14 protein-coding genes are annotated in these 22,915 nt (G+C 43.1%); 5 read left to right on the top strand and 9 right to left on the bottom strand.

Going from position 1 to position 22,915, the window contains the following annotated elements:
• Nucleotides 1-181 precede the first annotated feature (181 nt).
• The 4 genes from AM228_RS12130 to AM228_RS12115 form a co-directional block, all read right to left on the bottom strand.
• Nucleotides 182-1,393 carry a response regulator gene (locus AM228_RS12130; RefSeq protein ID WP_054466375.1) on the bottom strand — a complete coding sequence of 404 codons (1,212 nt, stop codon included), beginning with the start codon at nt 1,391-1,393 and terminating at the stop codon, nt 182-184.
• Nucleotides 1,386-7,973, bottom strand: a complete 6,588-nt coding sequence (locus AM228_RS12125) for a PAS domain S-box protein (protein WP_054466374.1) — start codon at nt 7,971-7,973, stop codon at nt 1,386-1,388. Before AM228_RS12125 ends, AM228_RS12130 begins: the two co-directional genes overlap by 8 nt.
• Before the next feature lie 495 nt (nt 7,974-8,468).
• Nucleotides 8,469-9,329 (bottom strand): STM4011 family radical SAM protein, encoded by an 861-nt coding sequence (locus AM228_RS12120; protein WP_054466373.1) that lies wholly within the window; start codon nt 9,327-9,329, stop codon nt 8,469-8,471.
• A 66-nt stretch (nt 9,330-9,395) separates the two neighbouring features.
• Nucleotides 9,396-10,274, bottom strand: a complete 879-nt coding sequence (locus AM228_RS12115; protein ID WP_231636766.1) for an ABC transporter permease — start codon at nt 10,272-10,274, stop codon at nt 9,396-9,398.
• A gap of 47 nt (nt 10,275-10,321) precedes the next feature.
• Between AM228_RS12115 and AM228_RS32435 the strand changes: the two genes are divergently transcribed.
• From AM228_RS32435 to AM228_RS12110, 3 genes are all read left to right on the top strand, one after another.
• On the top strand, nt 10,322-10,489 hold the full coding sequence (locus AM228_RS32435; RefSeq protein ID WP_156331715.1) for a hypothetical protein: 168 nt from the start codon (nt 10,322-10,324) through the stop codon (nt 10,487-10,489).
• A gap of 120 nt (nt 10,490-10,609) precedes the next feature.
• On the top strand, nt 10,610-10,732 hold the full coding sequence (locus AM228_RS36180) for a hypothetical protein (RefSeq protein ID WP_255353190.1): 123 nt from the start codon (nt 10,610-10,612) through the stop codon (nt 10,730-10,732).
• Nucleotides 10,719-13,235 carry an NACHT domain-containing NTPase gene (locus AM228_RS12110; RefSeq protein WP_054466372.1) on the top strand — a complete coding sequence of 839 codons (2,517 nt, stop codon included), beginning with the start codon at nt 10,719-10,721 and terminating at the stop codon, nt 13,233-13,235. The genes AM228_RS36180 and AM228_RS12110 overlap by 14 nt, the downstream gene beginning before the upstream one ends.
• Nucleotides 13,236-13,481: 246 nt before the next feature.
• On the opposite strand, the gene AM228_RS12105 is transcribed toward AM228_RS12110, so the two are convergent.
• The 3 genes from AM228_RS12105 to AM228_RS12095 all read right to left on the bottom strand — a co-directional run bounded on the left by AM228_RS12105 (nt 13,482) and on the right by AM228_RS12095 (nt 17,253).
• Nucleotides 13,482-14,966: an asparagine synthetase B gene (locus AM228_RS12105; RefSeq protein WP_231636765.1), complete on the bottom strand. Its 1,485-nt coding sequence runs from the start codon at nt 14,964-14,966 to the stop codon at nt 13,482-13,484.
• 93 nt (nt 14,967-15,059) lie between these two features.
• Nucleotides 15,060-15,956: a hypothetical protein gene (locus tag AM228_RS12100; protein WP_054466370.1), complete on the bottom strand. Its 897-nt coding sequence runs from the start codon at nt 15,954-15,956 to the stop codon at nt 15,060-15,062.
• 397 nt (nt 15,957-16,353) lie between these two features.
• Entirely contained in the window at nt 16,354-17,253 is a 900-nt protein-coding gene (locus AM228_RS12095) for a mechanosensitive ion channel family protein (RefSeq protein ID WP_054466369.1), read from the bottom strand.
• Nucleotides 17,254-17,622: 369 nt separating this feature from the next.
• On the opposite strand from AM228_RS12095, the gene leuB reads away from it, so the two are divergent.
• Both leuB and AM228_RS12085 read left to right on the top strand, forming a co-directional pair.
• Nucleotides 17,623-18,708, top strand: coding sequence for a 3-isopropylmalate dehydrogenase (gene leuB, locus AM228_RS12090; RefSeq protein WP_054466368.1), 1,086 nt, complete (start codon nt 17,623-17,625; stop codon nt 18,706-18,708).
• A gap of 168 nt (nt 18,709-18,876) precedes the next feature.
• Nucleotides 18,877-19,746 (top strand): fructosamine kinase family protein, encoded by an 870-nt coding sequence (locus tag AM228_RS12085; protein ID WP_054466367.1) that lies wholly within the window; start codon nt 18,877-18,879, stop codon nt 19,744-19,746.
• Between the two features lie 713 nt (nt 19,747-20,459).
• On the opposite strand, the gene ftsH3 is transcribed toward AM228_RS12085, so the two are convergent.
• Together ftsH3 and AM228_RS32430 are read right to left on the bottom strand one after the other, a co-directional pair.
• A complete protein-coding gene (gene ftsH3, locus AM228_RS12080) occupies nt 20,460-22,307 on the bottom strand; it encodes an ATP-dependent zinc metalloprotease FtsH3 (protein WP_054466366.1) in 1,848 nt (615 codons plus the stop codon).
• Nucleotides 22,308-22,540: 233 nt separating this feature from the next.
• Nucleotides 22,541-22,687 (bottom strand): hypothetical protein, encoded by a 147-nt coding sequence (locus AM228_RS32430; protein ID WP_156331714.1) that lies wholly within the window; start codon nt 22,685-22,687, stop codon nt 22,541-22,543.
• Nucleotides 22,688-22,915 lie beyond the last annotated feature (228 nt).

The raw sequence follows: 22,915 nt of genomic DNA, 5'->3' as shown, positions 1-22,915 counted from the left end.
CACCCATTACCGAGGGATCTGGTAGGAGCCATGAATCAATTTCCCCTACCTATCGGGTTTGATCGGCAAACAAAGGGTCAGTCAGGGAATATTATAAAGCATACTGATGCAAGTAATCAGTCACCGAAAATTTTATTATTTTTTTTTATTTGTTTTTGTAATTTTTTGATTAATTTGACAATTATTTTTGCTCCACCGTTGGGGTGGCCAGAATTTCTTGACCGCGCAGGGTAAAATAAAAGCTAGTTCCTTGATTTTCTTCGGATTCAACCCAGAGCCGTCCCCCGTGGTTATCAATAATTTTTTGACAGACCGCTAACCCAATGCCGGTCCCCGGATATTGCTCTGAGTTATGTAAACGTTGAAACACTTGGAATATCCGCTGAAAATCCTCAGCACATATGCCTATGCCATTGTCATGGATGCCAATTAAGTATTCAAAATTTATTCTGGGTTCAACGGTGATTTTAATTTGCGGTTTTACCTGGGGATTACGATACTTAATCCCATTACTAATTAGGTTTTGAAAAAGTTGTTCAATTTGCACTTCATCGCCAATAAAGTTAGGCAGGTTATCTCGGACTATCACCGCGTGGCTGCTTTCAATTTCGGCTTGCAACGATTCTAATACCTGAGCCAGCATTTTGTTTCCATCTACGGGTTTAAATTCTAGATGTTTGCAGTCGATCCGCGAATATTCTAACAGCGCCCCAATCAATTTGTTCATGCGATAGCCTCCGGTAATAATCCTGTCTAGATAATGCTTACCTTTTTCGTCTAGGTACTGCTGATATTTCTGGTTTAAAATTTGGGCAAAGCCGATGATTGTTTGCAATGGCGATCGCAAATCATGGGAGGCAATATAAGCAAATTGTTCTAAGTCTTGGTTGGATTGTTCTAGTTTGGAGTTTAATTTAATCAGTTCAGTATTTAACTGCTCTAAGCGGATATTTTGGGCTTTGAGTTGCTCGTTTTGCTCGGCGATCGCCCGCCGTTGCCTTTGGATAGTTAATTGATTTTCAATCCGCGCCATGACTTCCTTCATGTGAAAGGGTTTGGTAATGTAGTCAATCCCCCCTACTTCAAAGGCTTTTAACTTATCCACTTCATCATCTAAGGCGGTCAAAAAAATCACTGGAATACTCGCGGTACTGGCTTCAGCTTTTAAATATCTGCATACTTCATAGCCGTCCATTTCCGGCATCAGAATATCTAACAAAATCAGATCCGGAGGCTCAGATTTAACCACGTTCAAAGCTTGAATCCCGTTGAGGACTCGTCGGACTTCATAGCCATAATCCGTCAACATGGAAAACAATATTTGTAGATTTTCTACATGATCGTCTACAATCAAAATATCACCATTATAATTCAATGATTTCAACTTATTCATAATAGGGTTGGGTTAAGTCAACTATCTGATCGAAGAGAAGATTTTTTACTAAATTAGTTAGACCCACAGCCAGCCATTTATCGGCTTCCGGGATTTGTGAAATCAATTTATAAATCCGTTGTTCTCGGGCAGCGAGGGCGGAGGAACGGAGTTCAAGAATCCATTCATTCGGCATCACACTTAAGCTTTCTGAGGTAATCAGTTGATCCTGGGTTTGTGGCGGAAAGCGATCAGGCAAAAATTCTCCATAAGCGGTTCTTTCATAAAGATACTGTACCCCCAAGTGATGTGCAATTTTTTCTAGGAGGACATTTTCCTCAAAAGGCTTAGGAATAAAATCATCACAGCCTACGTCTAAGACCACCGAGCGATTAGATTCAAAGGCACTGGCAGTTAAGGCAATAATCACCGTATGATCCACCGGGTCTTGGGCGTTAACTGATGATGAGCGCATCAAGTTATGGCCAGCAAAAATTTTGCCTTTAAAGGTGAATTTTTTTTGGCGGCGCTGTTGTTCTTGGATTCTAATTTGTTGGGTGGCTTGATAACCATCCATGACGGGCATTCTCAGATCCATAAAAATTAAGTGCGGTTGCCAACGCTGCCAGACCTCCAAGCCTTCCAAACCATTTTGGGCTTCACAGACGGCAAACCCCACAGGTTCCAGGATATTGGTAAGCAGTTTTAGGTTAGTCCATTGATCTTCGACCACCAGAATTCGATAGGTAGGTTGATTGGGGGCTAGAGCGATCGCCCGTTGAGAGACTTCTGGGGGGATTAATTTAATTTGAGTGCCTTCTGCACAGAGAATGTCAAATTTAAAAATCGAACCCATATCGACTTTAGAAGTGACGGTAATTTCTCCGCCCATTAGTCGCACAAATCTTTGGCTGATGGCTAGACCTAAGCCAGTGCCTTCCGCTGATTTTTCCCCGGTTTTGGTTTGAATAAAAGGTTGAAACAACGTATCCATTTCTTCAAAGGCAATCCCCGGGCCTGTATCTTCAATTTCAAAATGCAGTTTTAACTTTTTCTGGTTGAGGCGGAAGCTACTGACATCCGCTGGGGGAAAATAACCATAGTCTGCCAAACTGACTCGTAAGACAACACTGCCATATTCAGTAAATTTAATGGCATTACCAACCAGGTTAATTAAGGTTGAGCGTAATTTTTTATCATCGGTTTCTAGATATTGAGGAACTTCCGAAGAACATTCAATCTGAAAGGCTAAATTTTTAGCATCCGCCTTAACTTGTAGCATTTCTTTGAGACTTGCCAACATCAGATAAAAGTCAAAGTTATGGAATTCCAGGTAAATTCGACCTAGTTCAATTTTGGACAAGTCTAAAATATCATTAATTAATGAGAGTAAATGTTCTCCCGATCGATGAATAATCGATAATTGTTCTCGGTGGGTTTCTAACAGGTTAAGATCCCGTCGCATGATTTGGGTAAATCCGAGAATGGCATTCAGTGGCGTTCGCAGTTCATGGCTCATGTTCGCCAAAAATTCACTCTTGGCTCGGTTGGCGGATTCGGCAGCCAGTTTCGCTTGTTCTAATTCCGTTTGAAATTGTTTTTCTTCAGTAATATCCCTAGAACTGCCTTGTAGTTTGATGATTTTGCCCGATTCATCCTTGATCGGCAAAAGAATCGTGCGTAATATTTTCGTTTCTTCGGGTAAATCTACGACTTCTTCATAGCTGATAGCTTCCGATTTTTTAAGATAGTTGTGAAATTTTTTATGGAAGTTTTTGGCCAGATTTATGGGTAAAACTTCGTCTAAATACTTGCCAAAAACTTCTTCTTTTTTAACTTTAAAATTTTTTTCATAGCTAGGGTTGATCGTTTCATAAATAAAGCGATTATCATCAGTCAGCTTTAACAAAAAGATACTTTCGGCGGAATGTTGGAAGATGCCAGCATAGAGTTCTTCTGAGTTCCGCAATCTTTCGCGATCGCGCTGGTTAGTCCAATAACTAGAAAGCATTTCGCCCACTATTCTTAATAACTGAGCGTCTTGCTCAGACCAATTTTTTAAGTTATCTTCCAAGGTAATAAAGCCAATTTCTGCCCAAAGTTGTCCCCCTGGGCTGTGAATTGGTACGGTAATCATCGAGCCAACCCGCAAATCTTGAAGAATATTTTTCTCCAGTTCGGCTTCAGGGGGCAAATTTTTGATCTGGGAAATCACCAGGTTTTGCTTCCGGTTTAGTTGTTCGGTCCACCAGGGTAATAATGCTCGATTGATTTTGAAGAACTTATCAAGATTTTCCGGACGCTCGAAATCAGACCAATCATAGACTTCCTTGAGCAGGTTACTTTCTAACTCAAAGACAATTAAATAAGCAAGGTTGGCTTGTACCGCCATCCCCAGCAGTTGCAGCACCCGATACAAATTGGTTACTTGTTGATTGGCTAACTCGCGAGAAACTTCGGCTAAAGCCATTTCTAAGTGGAGGCGATCGCGCAACTGAGTTTCCGCTTGCTTGCGTTCGGAAATATCCTCAATCACCCCTAAACAATAAATCGGATCTCCTCCGGGCGATCGCACATAAGAAAAGCTTAAATGACCCCATTTAATATCACCATTTTTACACAAATATCGCTTTTCCAGGGTAAAGCTATCAATCTCACCTTTAAATAACTGCCTAACCAGATCGGTGGATTTGAGCATATCCTCTGAGTAGGTAATGTCTGCCCATGTCATGTGTAATAACTCTGACTCCGAATAGCCTAAAAATTCACAAAATTTTTGATTCACTCGCAGCCATTTTCCCGTGCGATCGGCCAACACCATGCCCACAGCACTTTGTTCAAACATTCCCCGAAACCTTTGTTCACTATCCCGCAAGGCAATTTCTGCCTCTTGGCGCTGGATAATTTCTTCTTGCAACCGTTGGATTGCCCCAGCTAAATCTTTCGTGCGTTCTTCCACGGCAATCCCTAGGGAAGCATTGGCTTTTTTTAGCGCCTCTTCTGCCTGCTTTTGCTGAGAAATATCATAAGAAACCCCCACAGTCCCAACCAGTTCACCCGCTTTATTTCTAAAAGGAGCATTGTTGACCATCACCGGAAATATCTTGCCATTCTTATGGCGCACCAGGAATTCCCCAGTCCAATTTTTCCCTTGCCGGAGTTGGTTTAACATCTCTAAACCTTGTTGGCGATTTTCCCATATGGCGAGGGTGTCTGTAATATTGCGGCCTAATGCTTCTTGGGCAGACCAACCATAGAGAATTTCCGCATATCGGTTCCAATAAATAATCACCCCGGATAAATCCGTGGCAATAATCGCATGATTTACCACATCTAATAAACGGGCTTGAAAATAAATTTCTGATTCCGCTTGCTGACGTTGGCTGACTTCGGTTTTCAGTTGACTGGTGCGTTCTTTCACCAGTTCTACCAGCCGATGGCGGTATTTTTCTAATTGCTGCTGTTGCCATTTGCCCTCGCTAATATCCTCAGCAATTCCTGCAATCCGCACGATCACCCCTTCTTCATTGATAATCGGAAAAGTCCGAGCTTCAATCCACCGGATTTGCCCATCGGGTCGCATAATCCGATATTCTATCTGGGTCAATTCTCCCGCTCGCTGTTTAGGCAGATGCGTGAAAATCATTTCTCGATCCTCTGGGACGATCGCGGCAATCCAACTATTCGGATCCGCATATAAAGATTGGCAACTCCGTCCCGAGATTTTTTCATAAGCTGGACTGACATAAAGAATTTCCTGGGTCTGAGCATCGATCAACCAAAACAAGACTGCAATATTTTCCGTTAATTGCCGAAATCTTTCTTCACTTTCTCGTAAGGCTTTTTCGGCTTTGCGTCGTTGATGGATATCCCGCACACAAACCACATAAACCGATTCCCCTTCCCATTCCGTTTCGGCAACGGTCATTTCCCCAAAACTCACTTCTCCATTGGGTAAAATAATCCCCAATTCGGCGGTATTGCCCACCACCATTGGCCATCCTAAATCTTGATTTTTTAGCTGTGAAAGGGGGCGACCAAATATTTTCGTGGCTGCCGGATTGGCAAACCGGATGATGCCGTGGCGATCGACAATTAAAATCCCATCAGAAATACTGTTGATAATCGTATTTAAGCGAGTTTCACTTTCTTTCAACTGCATTTGAATGCGCTTTTCTTCGCTAATCTCAATCGCGGTGCCGATAATTTGTTGCGGGTTACCGTCCGCATCGCGAGTAAATACCACCGACCGACAACGGAACCAATGCCAAGAACCATTGATATGTTCTTGGCGATATTCTATATCATAAACTTCCCCCGGTTGGAGATGTGGGAATATGTGAGAATATTCCTGGAGATATTTTTGGTCGTCCGGGTGAATGGTTTCCCATAAAAAATTAAACCCTTTTTGTTGAATATACTCCGGTTTATATCCCAAGATTTGATAAATTTGGTGATTCACATAAATATTCCGCCCGGTTCGCAGATCGTAAACATATAAAATAGCTGGAGAAGCATCAGCGATCGCTTCAATAAACAGTTTGCTTTGACGCAGTTCTTCCTCCATGCGTTGCCGTTCGGTAATATCAAACATGGTGGCGAATATCTTCGTCACCTGACCCTGGGAATTAACAATGGGATTGCCTTTGCTAACTAAATGCCGCAAACAACCATCCGGTCGAAAAATGCGTAATTCCACTTCATAAGATTTTTGATAGGCGATCGCCTGCCGTTGGGTCGCTTGCCACTGTTCGAGATCGTCGGGATGAATTAAGGCCAAAATTCTTTCATACGGGGGTTCTGCTTGTTGGGCATCAAAACCAAAAATTCTAAATGTCTCTTCTGACCAAGTAAGTTTGTAAGTTTGCACATCCAATTCCCAATTGCCCAAATGAGCAATTTTTTGGGCTTCCGCGAGATTGGCTTTTTGTTTGGCGAGTTCTTTTTGATCCGCTTGGCGTTCGGTAATATCTCGATACGCACTTAAAAAACAAGGCTCCTCCCCCAGTTGCAATAAATTACTGGAAACCAGTAAAGTTTTCCGGCAGCCATCTTTAGCCCGAATCGTCGTTTCAATATTATAGGTTTGCCCTTTTTGCAATAACTCCGACAAATGTTCTCTGGCTTTATACTCTTCTTCTTTTTCCGTATAAATTAACGATAAAAAATCATGGCTATTATTCGCTTCCAACGGACTATAACCCGTGATTTCTTCCATTTTATGATTAAAAATTATAAAATTACCAAAGGCGTCGCTCAGGGTAATCCCTTCTCCCACCGCATCAATGACTGTGAATAATCGCTCGGCTAATTTTTGAATTTGAAGTTGATTTTCTTGGCGTTCGGTAATATCTTCGACCACTTGAATCAAATATTCGGCCTCTCCCAGCCCGTCCCGTAATACCGTAGTCGTAATCTGTACCCAAACCACCCGGCAATCTTTACAGATAAACCGCTTTTCAAAACAGCAGTGATTCATTTTACCTGCTAATAATTGAGTCAAAAACTTATTTTCTAACTCAATATCCTCTGGTTGAGTAATCTCCGGCCAAGTTTTACCTAAAAGTTCCGATCGCGAATAGCCAACAATCTGGCAAAATTTGTCATTCACTCGCAACCATTGTCCCGTGGTTGATAAATGACATAGACCAACCCCCACCTGTTCAAAGGTAATGCGAAACCGCTCTTCACTTTGCTGCAATGCTTCTTCTAAATCTCGGATTTGTTGAATTTCTGGAGTCAATTCTTCTCCAGAGTTTCGGGGCAATAATTGATTAGATCCTTTGAAATCGCCCGGTTCCTCTTGGGGTAGATTTATTTCATGGCAGATATAAAGAATGCTGGCCACGGTAGCCACTTCTCCCGGAACAAAAATTAACTTAACCGTGACTAACAAACGATGAAGTTGATTAAATTTATCAATAATTTTGGTTTCAATATGGGGAATTTCTCGTTGGTTTTGTAGATCCTGGAGGTCAAAAAGTCTGGGACTCAAAAGTCGAGCAATATTCCCGAACCCCTGAATTTCAGAGCAAGAATAGCCAAAAATCGGTTCAGGACAAGGAGAAACAAACTGAAAGTTTCCTTCAAGATCCGTAATAAAAACCGGATCGGGAAAATTAGTCACAATCAGTTGGGGGAAATTGACGATCGAACATTGAGGGTATTTTTGCAGGTCTGTTTGATAGCAAGTGTGATAAGCACTCAGTTGTGCTTTAGACCGCGCCATTTCCACCGTTAACCGCAAAGAATGTTCCAGTAAACCAGCGCTTAACTGACGGCGAATCAAATAGTCTGCCGCGCCAGCTTTTAACGCCGCAATGCCATCCTCCAGACTCTCAACCAGCCATAAGACTGGGGCAGTGCTTTGGGGGGTAAATACCGTTGTGAACAATTGATGACCATTGGCGATCGCAAATTTCCCATCCACCAAATAGGCATCATAAGGTCGGGCGGCGATCGAGGCGATCGCGCCACTAGCGCTGGTTTGCCAGTCTAGTGAACTGGTGAATAGCTCAATTTCACTGAGGAACTGCTTAATCCGTGAAAAAGACTCTTCTTGCTTATCAACCAGCAGGAGACGCAATGAGTGAACTAGCATAAAATCACCTACCTCGGGCCTAAATCTCCCTGACTTCAACCTAGAAATAACTGCTGGTGGATTGCACCTTTGGCAGTTTCCCAAACCCGGGTTTCTAGTAAACGCTTTTCAGCCATGGACGATGGCGTATCTCTACTTTAGCTTACCTCTTGATGATTCGTGCTTTTGTTCTGGCAAATCTTTACCGATAGATCCCTGGGATTTTCGGTCTTAGATTGTCACCTGGGTTGTTCTTGATTGTCACCTATTGTGTGGTTTATCCGTACCGAGGATTTGGGAAAATCAAATCTCATCAATGATTTCACCAGCTAATGATTTCACGATCCAGTGATTTCACGAGGAAATAATCGCGATCGCTGATTGAATTTCACCGCACCAAATAACCGCACCAAATAACCGCACTCAATAACCGCACTCAATAACCGCATAACTTGAGAAAATGCCCTGAAGCCAATCAATTGCCTTAAATGAATCAAACCGAAAATCGATCGCGTATCAATCCAAGAATTGCTTTTGGGGAATGCGTTCCAGAATGCTGTCTCCAAACACGCGATCGAGGTGTAAATATTCTAAGTGAACATAACCAATATGACAGTGGCAAGTGGCATTAGAACAAGGACGATCAAATAACCCCTGGGCAAAATTGCGATCGTAAAGATTACCAATTGGTTCTTTAATAAAATGACAACGGCGCATCGTGCCATCCCCATCCACAGAAATCACCGAACTTCCGGCTCGACAAGAATAACCCAATGAGGGATAATATTCAGTATTCAAATAATACAGCGGATCGATTTGCTCAAAAAATTGCCGGTCTGCGAGAGCAAGTGTGGTTAACTCCCGCTTCACCGCATTAATCCACAGATAAATATGTGGCGGAAGTTCCTGCCGCAATGCCGCAATTTCTGCCTTAAATTTAACAAAACCAACCACTCCCACACTGAACCTAAATTTAAAATCATCTAATATCCGACATTGGCTCAAAAAATCGGCTCTAGAAACCCATTCGGGGTGAAAAGTTGCCCAAAATGCCAAAGTTTCAGGATTGGCTGATTTCACCCAACCTAAATCACCGGATAAATTCGTCTGAATTGCCACTTTCTGCACATTTGGCTTATGACTCAAGTCGGTTAAAGCTTCTTGATACCAATCATAAATCAATGCTTCTCCCCAGGGGGTAAAAAAAATCGAAAATGCCTTGCCAGTTTGGGTAGCAATCCAATGGGTAAAGCGTTCTAAGACTTTTTTATCTTCCGCTAATTGCTCAACATTGGCGGATTGTTTGGCAAAAGGACAGTATTCACAGCCATAATTACAGCTATTTAACTGCCCGCGATAGAGAATGGTGAGATGCATACATGGTTGGTTTGCTTAAATCCTGATGAAAAAATTCTGAGCCGCTTCTGGTTATTTTAAGTGCGGCTATCTATGTTCAGCCCAAGGAGTTAATTTTTCGGCGATTAATTTAAAGCCATAATCTAAGAATAAGCCAATCAAGCCAATAACGATAATAGTCACTAAAACTTTATCGGTTTGAACATATCGCTGGGCTTTAACAATTCTAAATCCCAATCCTTTATCGGCGGCAATTAATTCGGAAATAACTAAAAAATTCCAAGCTCCGGCCACATTCACCCGCAAAGTATCGAGAATACTGGGAAATGAGGCGGGTAATATCACTTTAAATAAAATATCTTTGCGATTAGCCCCTAGAGTATAAGCCGCGTTCAATAATTCATTGGGAATAAACTTGACTGCATCGGCAATCATTATAGCATTGTAAAAAACAATGCCCAAAAAAATAATCACCACTTTGGCCATTTCTCCCAAGCCAAACCATAAGATAACTAGAGGAATAAATGCCGCCACTGGCATATAACGAACCGTCCCGACAATCGGACTCAATAGGCTTTCCATGCTGTAAAAAGTTCCCATAGCAATGCCAATAGGAATTCCGACAATGGCTGCGGCTCCAAATCCCCCTAAAACTCGGCCAAAACTGGCGACAATATCCACCCAAAGGTTTTCTTGAAAAAACATTTCTATGCCCGCAGTGAATACTGCGGTTGGGGTAGGCAGTAATATCGGGGCAACTAAGCCACTATAAGTGAGAATCGCCCATAAAAATAATGGAACCGCTAAAGCGGTGATGGCTAAAATAATTTTCAGCCATTGGGGAAACCCTTGGCGAATACTCCAAAAGACCGAGGGGGATAAATAGCGTTTTGGCGATCTGTTGGGCAAATCTTTGGCCGTTCGCGAAGCGGCGCGGATGCGCCATCGCTTCATCAAATTGGACATCAGAGCAAAAAACCTTGTTTTTTTCACAAAAGTGGACAGAAGTTTGTATGATTCTAGTTCAAAATTTTTACATAAATTCATTCCTGAGTCGGCAATTAAGATTTTTTGCGGATTCGGCGATCGTTCTGTTGGGTTTCGGCAAACCCCTTCCCCAGGAAAAACTCGCCCGGATCAAGGTTCAAAGTTATTCTCCGGGCTGGTTTACCGAGAGGTAGGCGAAAGAAAGAAAGAAAGAAAGAAAGCAAGTTAATCAAGTAAATGCTGAGAATTATGGGATTACATCCGGTGTATCCCCTCAGATCCGCCAAAATTTGGGCAATTTTGGCGATGAATTGATGACAAATGGGCGCAGCGATCGCCTTGCAGCCAGAAAAGTCTTGCTACAATCTGAACATCTGCATCCGTTAACCACAGTGACTCATCCTTCAGCAACCCTACTTCACCATGACTGGACTTGAAACCTTGATTTCTCAGGCGGCCAAAAATATTAGTCAGATTACCTTGGAAACCCTGAATCAGGGGGAAGGTAAATTTTTAGGTATTTTTGAGAAACGTCTGGACAAAAAAACCGAAAAAGCGATCGCCACGGCAGCGACGCTTTATGCCCATCAATATTGGGAAAAATACGGCCAAGTCAATCTCTTTGGCATTGATTCTTCCGTGCCATTGAATGATATTTATACAGAGATGTATTGTTGGCTGTCGCCTCAGCCAGAATTACTGAATTCTCTAGAAAACCCCAGGGCAGAAAGTTACCTCCCTAGTTCATCACTGAATAAAGCTTATGAGCCTTGGATGGATCAAATTCATCGCCAAGAATTAGCCATTGATATGGTGAATGAACATCAATATTTAGTCCTGTTTGGGGTAGCGGGTTCGGGTAAGTCTACTTTGTTGCGGAAAATTGGCCTGGATACTCTTCAAGGCAAAAAGCTGGGTAAATTTTTGCCTCGGACTTATTTTCCAGTTTTGATTTCTTGTAAAACCCTGAAACTTCAAGAACTGAATCTAGAAAAATGTTTGCTGGATCTGTTTCGCGGTGCGGAGTTTCCTCTGGCGGAAAAACTGACGAAAAAAGCCTTAGAACAAGGAAGATTATTAATTTTGCTGGATGGGGTGAATGAGTTAGACAGCGAACAACGCCCAAAAACGATCGCCCAAATCGAACGGTTTATTGAACAATACCCCAACAACTATTTTATTGTTAGCGATCGCATTGGTCATCCTAACCCGTGGCAAAAGTTTATGCCCGTAGCTTTGAGCCATTTTTCTTCTCAGCAAATTGCCCAATTGATTCATCATTGGTTTACGGTGGCAGTAAACCAGGAAAACAATCTATATTCTCCGGGTAATTCTCCGGGTAATTCTCCCGGTAATTCTCCCGGTAATTCTCCGGGTAATTCTCCCGGTAATTCTCCCGGTAATTCTCCCGGTAATTCTCCCGGTAATTCTCCGGGTAATTCTCCCGGTAATTCTCCGGTTAATATATCAGAAGCTACCTCAGAAGCTACCTCAAAAGCCACATTTTTAGCCAAATCGTTTTTACAAGCATTGCAACAACCAGAATATGAAAGCGCCAAAATATTAGCTCAAGTGCCGTTGTGCTTAAATTTGTTATGTTTTGTCTATCATCAAGATCAGATAATCCCAGGAAATAGAATTTTACTGTATGAGCAAGCTTTAGAAATTGTCCTAGAGAAAACAGCCCTCAACCTGAATCAACATTTGCTCAAATCTTGGCTATCCCAAATTGCCTATCAAGGGTTAGTTGCCGAACGATTTTGTTTTTTGCGGACAGATTTAATCAGTCAAATGCCGGGGCAAATTAGCGAGTCAGCAACTAAGGAAGCTTCAGAGGATATTTTGAAGGAAATCGCCATAAATACAGGAATTTTAACGGCGATTAGTAGGGATTTATTGGCATTTTCTCATGCCACGGTTCAGGAGTTTTTTGCCGCAGCATATATTATAGAACATCGGTTAATTGCCAACATCGTCAAAGAATCTCTAACGGTCTGGAGGTGGCAAGAGGTATTATTGTTTTTCTCTGGTTTGAAAACTCCGAATGCGGATAAATTGCTATTGTTAATTGAAGCCAGCGCCCAAGAATATCTGGCGTCGGTTCGGGATGAGCAAAACGGTGGCAACTCGGAAAGCAAAAACGATGCCAACAAACTGCGATCGCTCTTACGGTGGGCAGAGCAAGCCACCACGAGGAGCAGTGACACCAACTCAGAAACCATCCTGCCTGCGGCTAAAAAAACCGCAGCCCTATTTACAGTATTTGCCCTCCAGCAAACTTTTCAGCAGGAAAACCCGCTAATTAATGAATTAAATTTAACCCTCAACAACGATCTCCTCTTAATTAACAGCTTAAAACTATCTAATAGCTTAGGGGTGAATCTGACGGACATTATTCATAACACTCGTGGACTAACCAATGATTTCCGGCAAAATCTTACCTTTGCCTTATCTCATCCTTTAGATATTGACAAATTATCCAGAAATTTAACCCGCAATCTGGCTCGAAAACTCGCCCAAGATCGAGCGCGTTATCTTTCCTTAAGTTTCGATGAAGTCTTGACCAATCAAGGGGAAATATCTTTAGATCGAGCCAGAGATTTAGCCTTTCTAGGAATTGTCGCCCAACAATTACAAACCTTCTCAGTATTTGGCGATATTTCTCCCCTGCTGGAGGGATTAAATGCCCTACAAACGAGTATTCCTGGAAACAATGACTCTTCTGAAGTTCATTGTCAATTTCGCCAAGTGCTCTGGGAAACTTGGTTAAATAGTTTTCAACTCGATCCACAACTGTTAGACTTAACCCCAGGGGAAAAACAAGCCCTGACTGATTATTTTTACGCCTGTTATTTGCTGGTTAAATGTCGTGATGTAGCCCGAAGTATTACCCCAGGTACTTGGGAAGTAATTTCTGGTCGCATGGTACAAGCAATATAAGCAAACGGGGGAGCTTTCGGAGCGGGGGTGCGGGGGTGCAGGGGGGAGAGAAGTGAAAAGTGATGCATTGAAAAGTCGTAGAGGCGAATGGCCATATAGCCTGACGGATTATGCTTCGCAAGGACGCCCGTACAAAAAAAATATCACTATTCACTCTTCACTCTTCACTCTTCCCTACACCCTACACCTCTTACCCTGAGCCTGCCGAAGGGCTACACCCTACACCCTGTTGCCTCTTCCCTTTTGTCAGCGCGATCGCCATTGAAAAATTGCCGTTCTCACTGACGCTTTGATTCCTTCTAGCAGCAAGTCAAAACGGCTATAGTCCTGGGAATATTTAGTGGCCATAAGCGCCAGATCAACCGAATATTTATTTTCTCTTAAAATCGCTGAAAAGTCTTTTTTCAGCGAATCATGTAATCGATACTGTTCGCGATCGTAGTCATGGCGAAAACACCATTTATACCGTCTAATCCATTCGTGCAGTCCGCTAGAGTGAGACAGGGGATTTTTGTGACGTTTAATAATATAGTCTGGCAGTTCATCTTGAAAAGCTTGCCGCAAACACCACTTTTCAAAACCGTCATTAATTTTCCAAGTTTGGGGAGTCGCTAACGCCAGATCGAGTACGGGTTTTGCTAAAAACGGCACTCTCGTTTCTACCCCAAAAGCCATACTACATCGATCTACCCGTTGCAATTCAGTCCGGTGCAGATTCATTAATTTATAAAAAAATAAATTTTGTCGGTTGCTGTCCGTCATTTCCAAACCGTACATTTCATAACCGCCAAAAAGTTCATCACTGCCATCTCCCCCCAAAACCACTTTAATCCCTGCTTCGTGGATTTTGGCAAACAATTTGAGACTAATCGCCGCATTAATAATATCTCCATATTCCGTTAACTCAGACTCTTGAATGGCGGCTTTAATATCGTGGCGACGGAAATCTTCCGGTTGCAGAGAAATCACCACCTGTTTAATGCCGCGATCGCGACAAAACCGCTGGGAAATGGCAAAGTCTTCACTGCCTTCACAACCAATAGTAAAAGCCGTCACCTGGGGGTGATATTTAATTGCTTGACTTAAAACAATTGAACTGTCTAAACCCCCACTATAAATTACCCCAATGGGTAGATCGGTTTCAGTGCGTCTTTGAATTGCACCGACTAAAGTTGTTTTCAGTTGGGGTAAAAATTCCTCAAGGGTAGCGGTTTGACTTGAAATTTGTGGTTGAAAATACTGGACAGGGGGGAGATCACTCCACTGATAGCAACCGGGGGATAAAACCTCGATAGGTTGGTTTAAATGAGTTAAGGCTTTAATGGTAGAGGCAATATACAAAAACTGGGAATCACGGACAAAATAGAGGGGGATAATTCCTAATGGGTCGCGGGCAAAAAATAATTTATTTTCTTTTAAATCAACGATGACAAAGGCAAATTGACCTTCAAACAAATCAACGCACTTTTCCCCGTATTCTTCAAAAGCATATAAAATAGTTTCCGTATCCCCATGAGTTTTAAGTGGGTACTTTTCCGCAAGCTGCGAACGCAATTCGGCAAAATTGAAAATTTCCCCATTAAACACCACTAGCTTATCCCGATTAGGGTTAAAAATTGGCTGTTGGGAAGCTTCGCGATCGACAATTTTCAGTCGTCTAGTTCCTGTCACCACCTGGGGATGAATAAATGTTTCTGTCACCTCGCCGCGAGACTCCATTCTCGCAATCATCTGCAACAGTTCTGACTGTTGGCACTCGGCGTTTTCTCCAAAAATAACCGCAATTCCACACATAAGATAAGCAAGTTTGATAATTTTCCAGAATTAACTTTTGATTAATTTTTGATAAAACTCGATCCACTCAGGATTTAGACAAATATGCCAAACTCGATCTTCGTCAATGACATTCAAAATCAAGCGACTTTCATAATCCTGCAAAATTTGTGCAATTATTGTAAATAATGGCCGATTATTGTCGTAATACCAGCGGCGTTCGATATCCGCCGCATAGCCGGTACTATGGCTACTGTTTGGCGGCGCCCAATACCCCAAATGCGCCAGATGTTTTTGATGTTCAATGGTTCTAATTATACTATTAATTTGGAGAGAAACTTCTTTTCCGTAAACTTTGCCGACGCGATCGCATATTTCATTTAATAATACAATCATTTCTAGCTTAGATTGGATCGTTTTCATCCCCACTGTTCCCCCCGCTGGATGATTCAGCCACCCTCGAATCCGACGTTCGATCTGACTAATAATCCGGTGAATTCCGTTTTCTCGCAGCACAATAAAAGAAAACTTGATTGGATAAGCAGAAGGGGATGTGGTCAGATCGTATAGTTTGACATCATTTTTGATATCTTCAGCATTCACATAGCGGGGAAACTCATCATACCAACAGGTTTCTAATTGCTGTTCTAGGAGAATTTTCATCAAAATTTTTAACCGATTTGGGTCGGTGTGATTTTTGGGAAATAGACTAGACAAATCCGCTAAACTTAGCTGAAAATTCTTAAACTGTTTTTCGCTAATTAAAGCATAGTATTTGCTCTCATTTCTGATAAAATCCTCTGAGAGGAGCAGCAACTGCTCGCAGTCAGAAACAGAATTCAGGCGATCGCAAAATTCCTGCACTCGCTGACGGTAATTACTCCAGTCTAGGGGATTATACTGGATCGCCCTGGGGCGGATATTTCGCTGCTTTGGTTCTGGGTTCATGGTATTTCTCTGTTTTCGGGGAAAGTACACCGCACCGCTACGCGATAGTACACCGCACCGCTACGCGAACGCAAAATATGAACCAATCTAATATATAACATTTTGAGCAATTTGTATTGTCAACGGTTATTTTTCCCCTCTCTGAGAGAGACAGAGTTTTCCCAATTGATTGCCGGATAATCTCTTGACTCGTTTACAGAATATTTTTCTTTTTCCATAAAAATATTAAATTGATCAAACCTCAAACTCCATAATTATTACGATATTACGATCGCCCCTAAAAAATTAAATAAAATAATGATATTTGCATAATTTTCGCAAAATTAGCATCAGTAAATATAGCTGTTTCTTTGATTTTTTTAGCAGAAATTCTTTTGGCCCAGGATCGCACCGGAGACTAAAGAGGGCGATCGCCATCAGTCGCATTTGCCCCAATGGGATAACAATCGTTATATTTTTCCCGATCGAAGTGATACAAAGTGCGAATAGGATAGGGAATATTGTAATTAGCGCGATCGCACAATGCTTTCAAAGCCATAATTACGAGACTTTTCGTCCGACGAACCTGAGCAATTTCTGGAAAAGTCCAATAACGCACCATCAAATTAATCGAACTACTGCCAAATCCCACCACATCTACTTCCACTGCCGGTTGTGAAAGCACACCCTCTACTTCTTGGGTTGCCTCGAGCAAAACTTCTCTTGCTTCCGCCAAAGGCGTATTGTAATCTAAACCAATTTCTAAATCCGTGCGTCTTTGTGCAAAAGCGGTTCTAACTTCTACCGGAGATGTAAACACCATCGCATTGGGGACGACCACCCTTTCTCCTTTATAAGTGCGAATTTGGGTAGACCGAATCGAAATTTCTTCTACAGTTCCCTCAAACTTTCCCACTAAAATCTGATCGCCGATTTGAAAAGGTTCTTGTAACAGTAACAAGATACCGGCTAAAAAGTTTTTAAAGATGTCCTGAAAGGCAAAACCGATCGCCACAGAACCCAACCCTAAAAAGCCGATAATATCTCCCAACCGTAAATCCGGGAAAGCAATCACACAAGCAGCGAGAACCCCTGCGGACAAAGTAGCTACATACGCCGTTTGAATCGTCAACATCCGTAGAGAAGGGCTTTTAATTGCTCGCTGGGTTAATTGATCCGCTCCCCGTTTGACTAACTTTGCCACCACGCGGGTACAGAATAATACTGCCAGAGCGATGCCAACCCCCGGAATTGCTGTAATCGTTTGACCCAATAGCTCTAATAGACTCTCTTGAATTTGTGTGAGTAAAGCCGTCATCTGTCAAAAATTCATAAATCTAGCTGCAAACCGTTTATTTATAACCATTTTTGGTTATATTCGCTAATATTACTTGTTATTTGTTATTTGTGATTTATTATTTATTATTTATTATTTATTATTTATTATTTGTTATTTGTTGCCCGATGGCGTTTGACCGCCATCGGGTTGGGGGGGTTGTTGGTCGTGTTGAAAAGAGCATAGAGATAGGACTATTGACCAATGACTATTGACAAATGACTATTAACCAATGACTTTCGGACAAATAACAAATAACTATATAATCCCTTTCCCCTGTATGATGAATGATTGGCAAATTGTTGCCATAAACAAAATCAACGCTAAACGCGCCAAAAATTTTAAATCTATATGACTAAAAAATACCGGATTACCCTATTACCCGGGGATGGCATCGGCCCAGAAATTATGGCGATCGCCCAAGATGTGCTCAAAGTGATTAGTCACCAATTCGACCTCACCTTTCAATTCAAAGAAGCCTTATTAGGGGGCGCTGCCATTGATGCCACTGGGGAACCCTTACCCCAGGAAACCTTAGACATCAGCCGAGAAAGTGACGGGGTACTCTTAGCGGCCATTGGTGGCTACAAATGGGATAACTTGCCGCGACATCAACGCCCGGAAACCGGACTCTTAGCCATTCGTGCGGGATTGGGGTTATTTGCCAATCTGCGACCGGCGACCATTCTACCCCAACTGGTCGATGCCTCCAGTCTCAAGCCGGAAATCGTCAGCGGTGTAGATATTATGGTGGTGCGAGAACTCACGGGGGGAATTTATTTTGGTCAACCCAAAGGGATTTTTACTACCGAAACCGGGGAAAAACGCGGCGTCAATACAATGGCTTATACGGAATCTGAGATTTCACGCATTGGCCGAGTAGCCTTTGAAACCGCTCGCAAACGGGGTCGCAAGCTATGCTCTGTGGACAAAGCCAATGTGCTGGAAGTGTCCCAACTCTGGCGCGATGGCATCACCGCCCTCAGTCAGGAATATGCCGATGTGGAGCTTTCACATTTATATGTAGATAATGCAGCGATGCAGTTAGTGCGATCGCCCAAACAGTTTGACACCATCGTCACCGGCAACTTATTTGGGGATATTCTCTCCGACGCCGCTGCCATGCTCACCGGCAGCATTGGGATGTTACCCTCTGCCAGTTTAGGCGCATCAGGCCCTGGCTTATTTGAACCCGTCCACGGTTCCGCCCCAGACATTGCCGGACAGGATAAAGCCAACCCCTTGGCACAGGTTCTCAGCGCCGCGATGATGCTGCGCTATGGCTTAGACCAACCGGCAGCGGCAGATAAAATTGAGCAAGCAGTGATCAAAGTCCTTGATGCGGGCTATCGGACCGGCGATATTATGTCCCAGGGGATGAAACTGGTCGGCTGTCGAGAAATGGGCGATAAATTAATCGAAATTTTAGAGTCCTAATTTTACAGTCCTACTAACCAGACCAGAGTGAGTGAAGCTTGGCTATCGCTTTAGCGCTTAGACTACTTTCTCTGGATTGGGGCTAGATAGCACAATTGTTAGATTAACAATCTAAAACGTCAATCAAAGCTGTCTGATATTTGTCTAATATTTATCTGATGGGATATCATGTGGGATAAAATTGCCTCGCACATTGCCGAAGTCACAGGGGAAACCTTCAAACTGGATCGGCACCGTTCTATCGGCGGTGGCTGTATCAATCAAGGTTATCGCTTAGACTCTCAGGAGCATCACTATTTCGTGAAGCTGAACAGAGCCTCCTTGGTGGAAATGTTTGCCGCAGAAGCCCTGGGGCTAGAGCAAATCTGGAAAACCCAAACCATTCGCGTTCCCAAACCCATTTGTACCGGCACTGTAGAAAATCACGCTTATATTGTCTTGGAATGGCTCGACCTGGGAGGATCCAGTACCACCGGCGTCTGGCAAGACATGGGGCGAAAATTAGCAGAAATGCACCGTACTGGGGTGGCGGATAAATTTGGCTGGGAGCGAAGTAATACCATTGGTTCTACACCACAGATGAATGCTTGGACTGATGATTGGGCAGAGTTTTGGGTAGAACAGCGGATCCGTTATCAGCTTCAGTTAGCCCAACGTCGAGGCGGTTATTTTCCCGAAGCCGACGAGTTACTCGCCAAAATTCCGGAAATTTTAGCCGGTCATCAACCTCAGCCTTCTTTAGTTCACGGGGACTTATGGGGGGGAAATGCTTCGGTGACTCCCAGTGGGGAACCGGTGATTTTTGATCCCGCTACCTATTATGGCGATCGCGAAGTGGATCTAGCCATGACCGAACTTTTTGGCGGGTTTCCTCCCGCGTTTTACCAGGGCTATCAAGCTACATGGCCTTTAGAACCGGGTTACGAGCATCGTAAAATTCTTTACAATCTCTACCACATCCTGAATCACTTCAACCTGTTTGGTGGTGGCTATGCCGGACAAGCCAAACATATCATCCAGAAACTATTAAATCTTTAATCGGTTAGCTGTAGGGTGGGCAACACCTTGCCCACCCTACAAATGCTAGTCACCGGATAAAATAATTAACCCAGACCGGGTGGGTCTGGGTTTTTTTAATGCTGGCCTTTATTTATGTGATCGGTGTAACCGAGTTTTGGCCAGTGATTTTGAAAGAGGGTATGGAAAAATAAATCAGGTTTAAAATTGATAGAAGTAGTGGTTAGGAAAAATTGGTGCAAGTCGGGCTAAATCAAAATGGTAAATTTGAGTACGGTTATTAACAGGGTTTGACGCTCAGAAATGACCTCCAGTTCAGCATAAGTGAGTTTTTATAAGCTGACCAGCGCTTTTCTTATTAAATAAAGCATTTCAAGTTAAATACTAAAATGCTGGTCAGCGATTTTTAAACCAGGTTTTAAACAGCCTATTTATCGGGTGTGGACTTTTATTAATTATTACGATAATCAGGGATTGTGAAAAACTTGTGAAGATTCTCAAAGCTTTACATTTTGTTACAAACAAGTTTTTTTCAGGTTTTTTTAATTGATTAGTTATTGGTTACTCGTTATTTATGTTATGACAACCAACAACAAACTAATAATTAATAACTAATAACCAATAGATAATCAAGCAAAATTATAAAAACCCCCCTTCAAAAGGGGGGTTGGGCGTATCGAGCAGTTATTTTGCTTTCTTGTTTAATAACCAATAACCAATTATGACTGGATCAATTAGGCGATCGCCGCCATCTTGACATCACTTTCGATCAACAGTTCTTGCAACTCTTCCGCATCCACGGTTTCTTTTTCAATCAGCATCTTGGCCAATTGATCCAGAACCGAGCGATTACTCACCAGCACATCTTTAGCGCGACGGTAAGCTTGCTCAACTAAGTTGCGGACTTCATCATCAATGGCAGCGGCAGTTTCTTCCGAGAAATCCCGTTCCGCCATGATATCGCGACCTAGGAACACATTCCCTTGTTGACGACCCAAGGCCACCGGACCGAGGCGATCGCTCATACCAAAGCGAGTCACCATTTGCCGAGCCACGCGAGCCACCTGTTGCAAATCGCTGGAAGCGCCTGTGGTCACTTCTTCATCACCAAAAACAACTTCTTCAGCAATGCGACCACCCAGGGCAACCGCCATCTGATTTTGCAGATAAGAGCGGCTATACAACCCAGAATCCATCCGTTCTTCGCTGGGAGTGAACCAGGTCAAACCACCGGCCCGACCGCGAGGAATAATGCTAATTTTCTGCACCGGGTCATAATCAGGCATCAGGGCACCGACCAGAGCATGACCGGCTTCGTGATAAGCCACCAAAGCCTTCCGCTTTTCACTCATCACCCGGTCTTTCTTCTCAGGACCTGCGAGCACGCGGTCGATCGCATCATTCACTTCATCCATAGAAATTTCCGTGAGATTGCGCCGCGCTGCCAAAATTGCCGATTCATTCAACAGGTTAGACAAATCTGCACCAGTGAAACCCGGAGTCCGGCGAGCAATTTTCTCCAGATCCACATCCTTGGACAAACTCTTGCCTCGGGCGTGAACTTTGAGCACTTCCAGACGACCTGTATAGTCGGGGCGATCGACCACCACCTGGCGGTCAAAACGACCGGGACGCATCAACGCCGCATCCAACACATCCGGGCGGTTCGTCGCCGCAATAATAATAATCCCCGTATTGCCTTCAAACCCGTCCATCTCAGTGAGCAACTGGTTTAAAGTTTGTTCGCGTTCATCATTGCCGCCACCTAAACCAGCACCGCGCTGACGACCCACGGCATCAATTTCATCAATAAATACAATACAAGGGGCACTGGACTTGGCTTGTTCAAATAAGTCCCGGACGCGAGAAGCGCCAACCCCGACAAACATTTCCACGAACTCAGAACCGGAAATACTGAAGAAAGGCACTCCGGCTTCTCCCGCAACGGCTTTCGCCAAAAGGGTTTTACCCGTTCCCGGCGGGCCTACGAGTAGAACCCCTTTAGGAATTTTGGCTCCCACAGCGGTGAAGCGATCGGCATTCTTCAAGAAATCCACCACTTCATTCAGTTCCAGCTTGGCTTGTTCAATCCCCGCAACATCGCTAAATGTTACCTGAGTTTGGGGTTCCATTTGTACTCTGGCTTTGGATTTGCCAAAGTTCATCGCTTGAGAACCAGGACCTGCTTGAGCTCGACGCAGCAAGAAAAATAAACCCACCAAAAGAATAATGGGGAAAAATAGGCTACTGAGAGCTTTTACCCAGAAGCCATCATCACTCTGAGGTAATACTTCAATATTGACCTTATTGTTGGTTAAGGTATCAATCAGTGCCGGATCGTTGGGCAGGTTCACCAGGACTTTGCTGCCATCTTTAGCAGTCACCAGGGCTTTGGTGCGATCGGTGCTAATGCTCACATTCGCCACACCTTGATTTTCCACTTCCTGGATGAACTTGCTATATCGCCAAGTCTCCCTATTTTGCTGGGGCTGATCCAAAAAGGCCGTTGCCAAAGCAATGACAACGATCGCCAGCAGGGCATACAGTCCGGCATTTCTCCACTTTTTGTTATTCACCGGCATTCCTCCTCAGATAACCGATATGGGGCGCTTTTAGACATTTTCATTTTATGTGTAAACTTATGTTAACCTATTCTGAGAATTTCGGCGAGCTATTGTCAATCGATTTTCGCCAAATACCGTCAGATAATTGCCCTGAAATTCTCTGCTGGCTTTACTTATAGCCAATTTTAATAAATTTTGTCAATCCAGATGGGAACTTAAGATCCCCGGTTTACAAATTAAAGTGCTTGCTATCAGATATCTAATATTTGATATTTATTAATGGAAAGGCGGGGAAAGGCAGGAAGACAGAAAAATGCCGCTGCTTCCACCGATGCGCGATCGCCCCCTCCTGGGTTCAGTTGAGGAAAATCTCCGATGAAAGTATCAGGATCGGTCAATTACAGCGCTTGGCGATGTACCCCATAGCAGAGGAAAGTGCTGTATTGCTTTAGAGAAAACCAGTTGAATCAGAAATAGTCGAAAAATTTCAGGTTACTAAAAATTTAAAATATTGATTTTTTTGACATATTCAATATTTATTTATCGTTATAATTACCATATTATTGTTATAATATAGACAGGTTGGCGATCCAGTAAAGGCGCTCGACCATCAATTAGCCTTGGTT

The sequence above is a fragment of the Planktothricoides sp. SR001 genome (assembly GCF_001276715.1).
GTDB lineage: Bacteria > Cyanobacteriota > Cyanobacteriia > Cyanobacteriales > Laspinemataceae > Planktothricoides > Planktothricoides raciborskii.
Note: the sequence above shows the minus strand (reverse complement) of the source record. Positions and strands in the feature narration are given on the sequence as shown.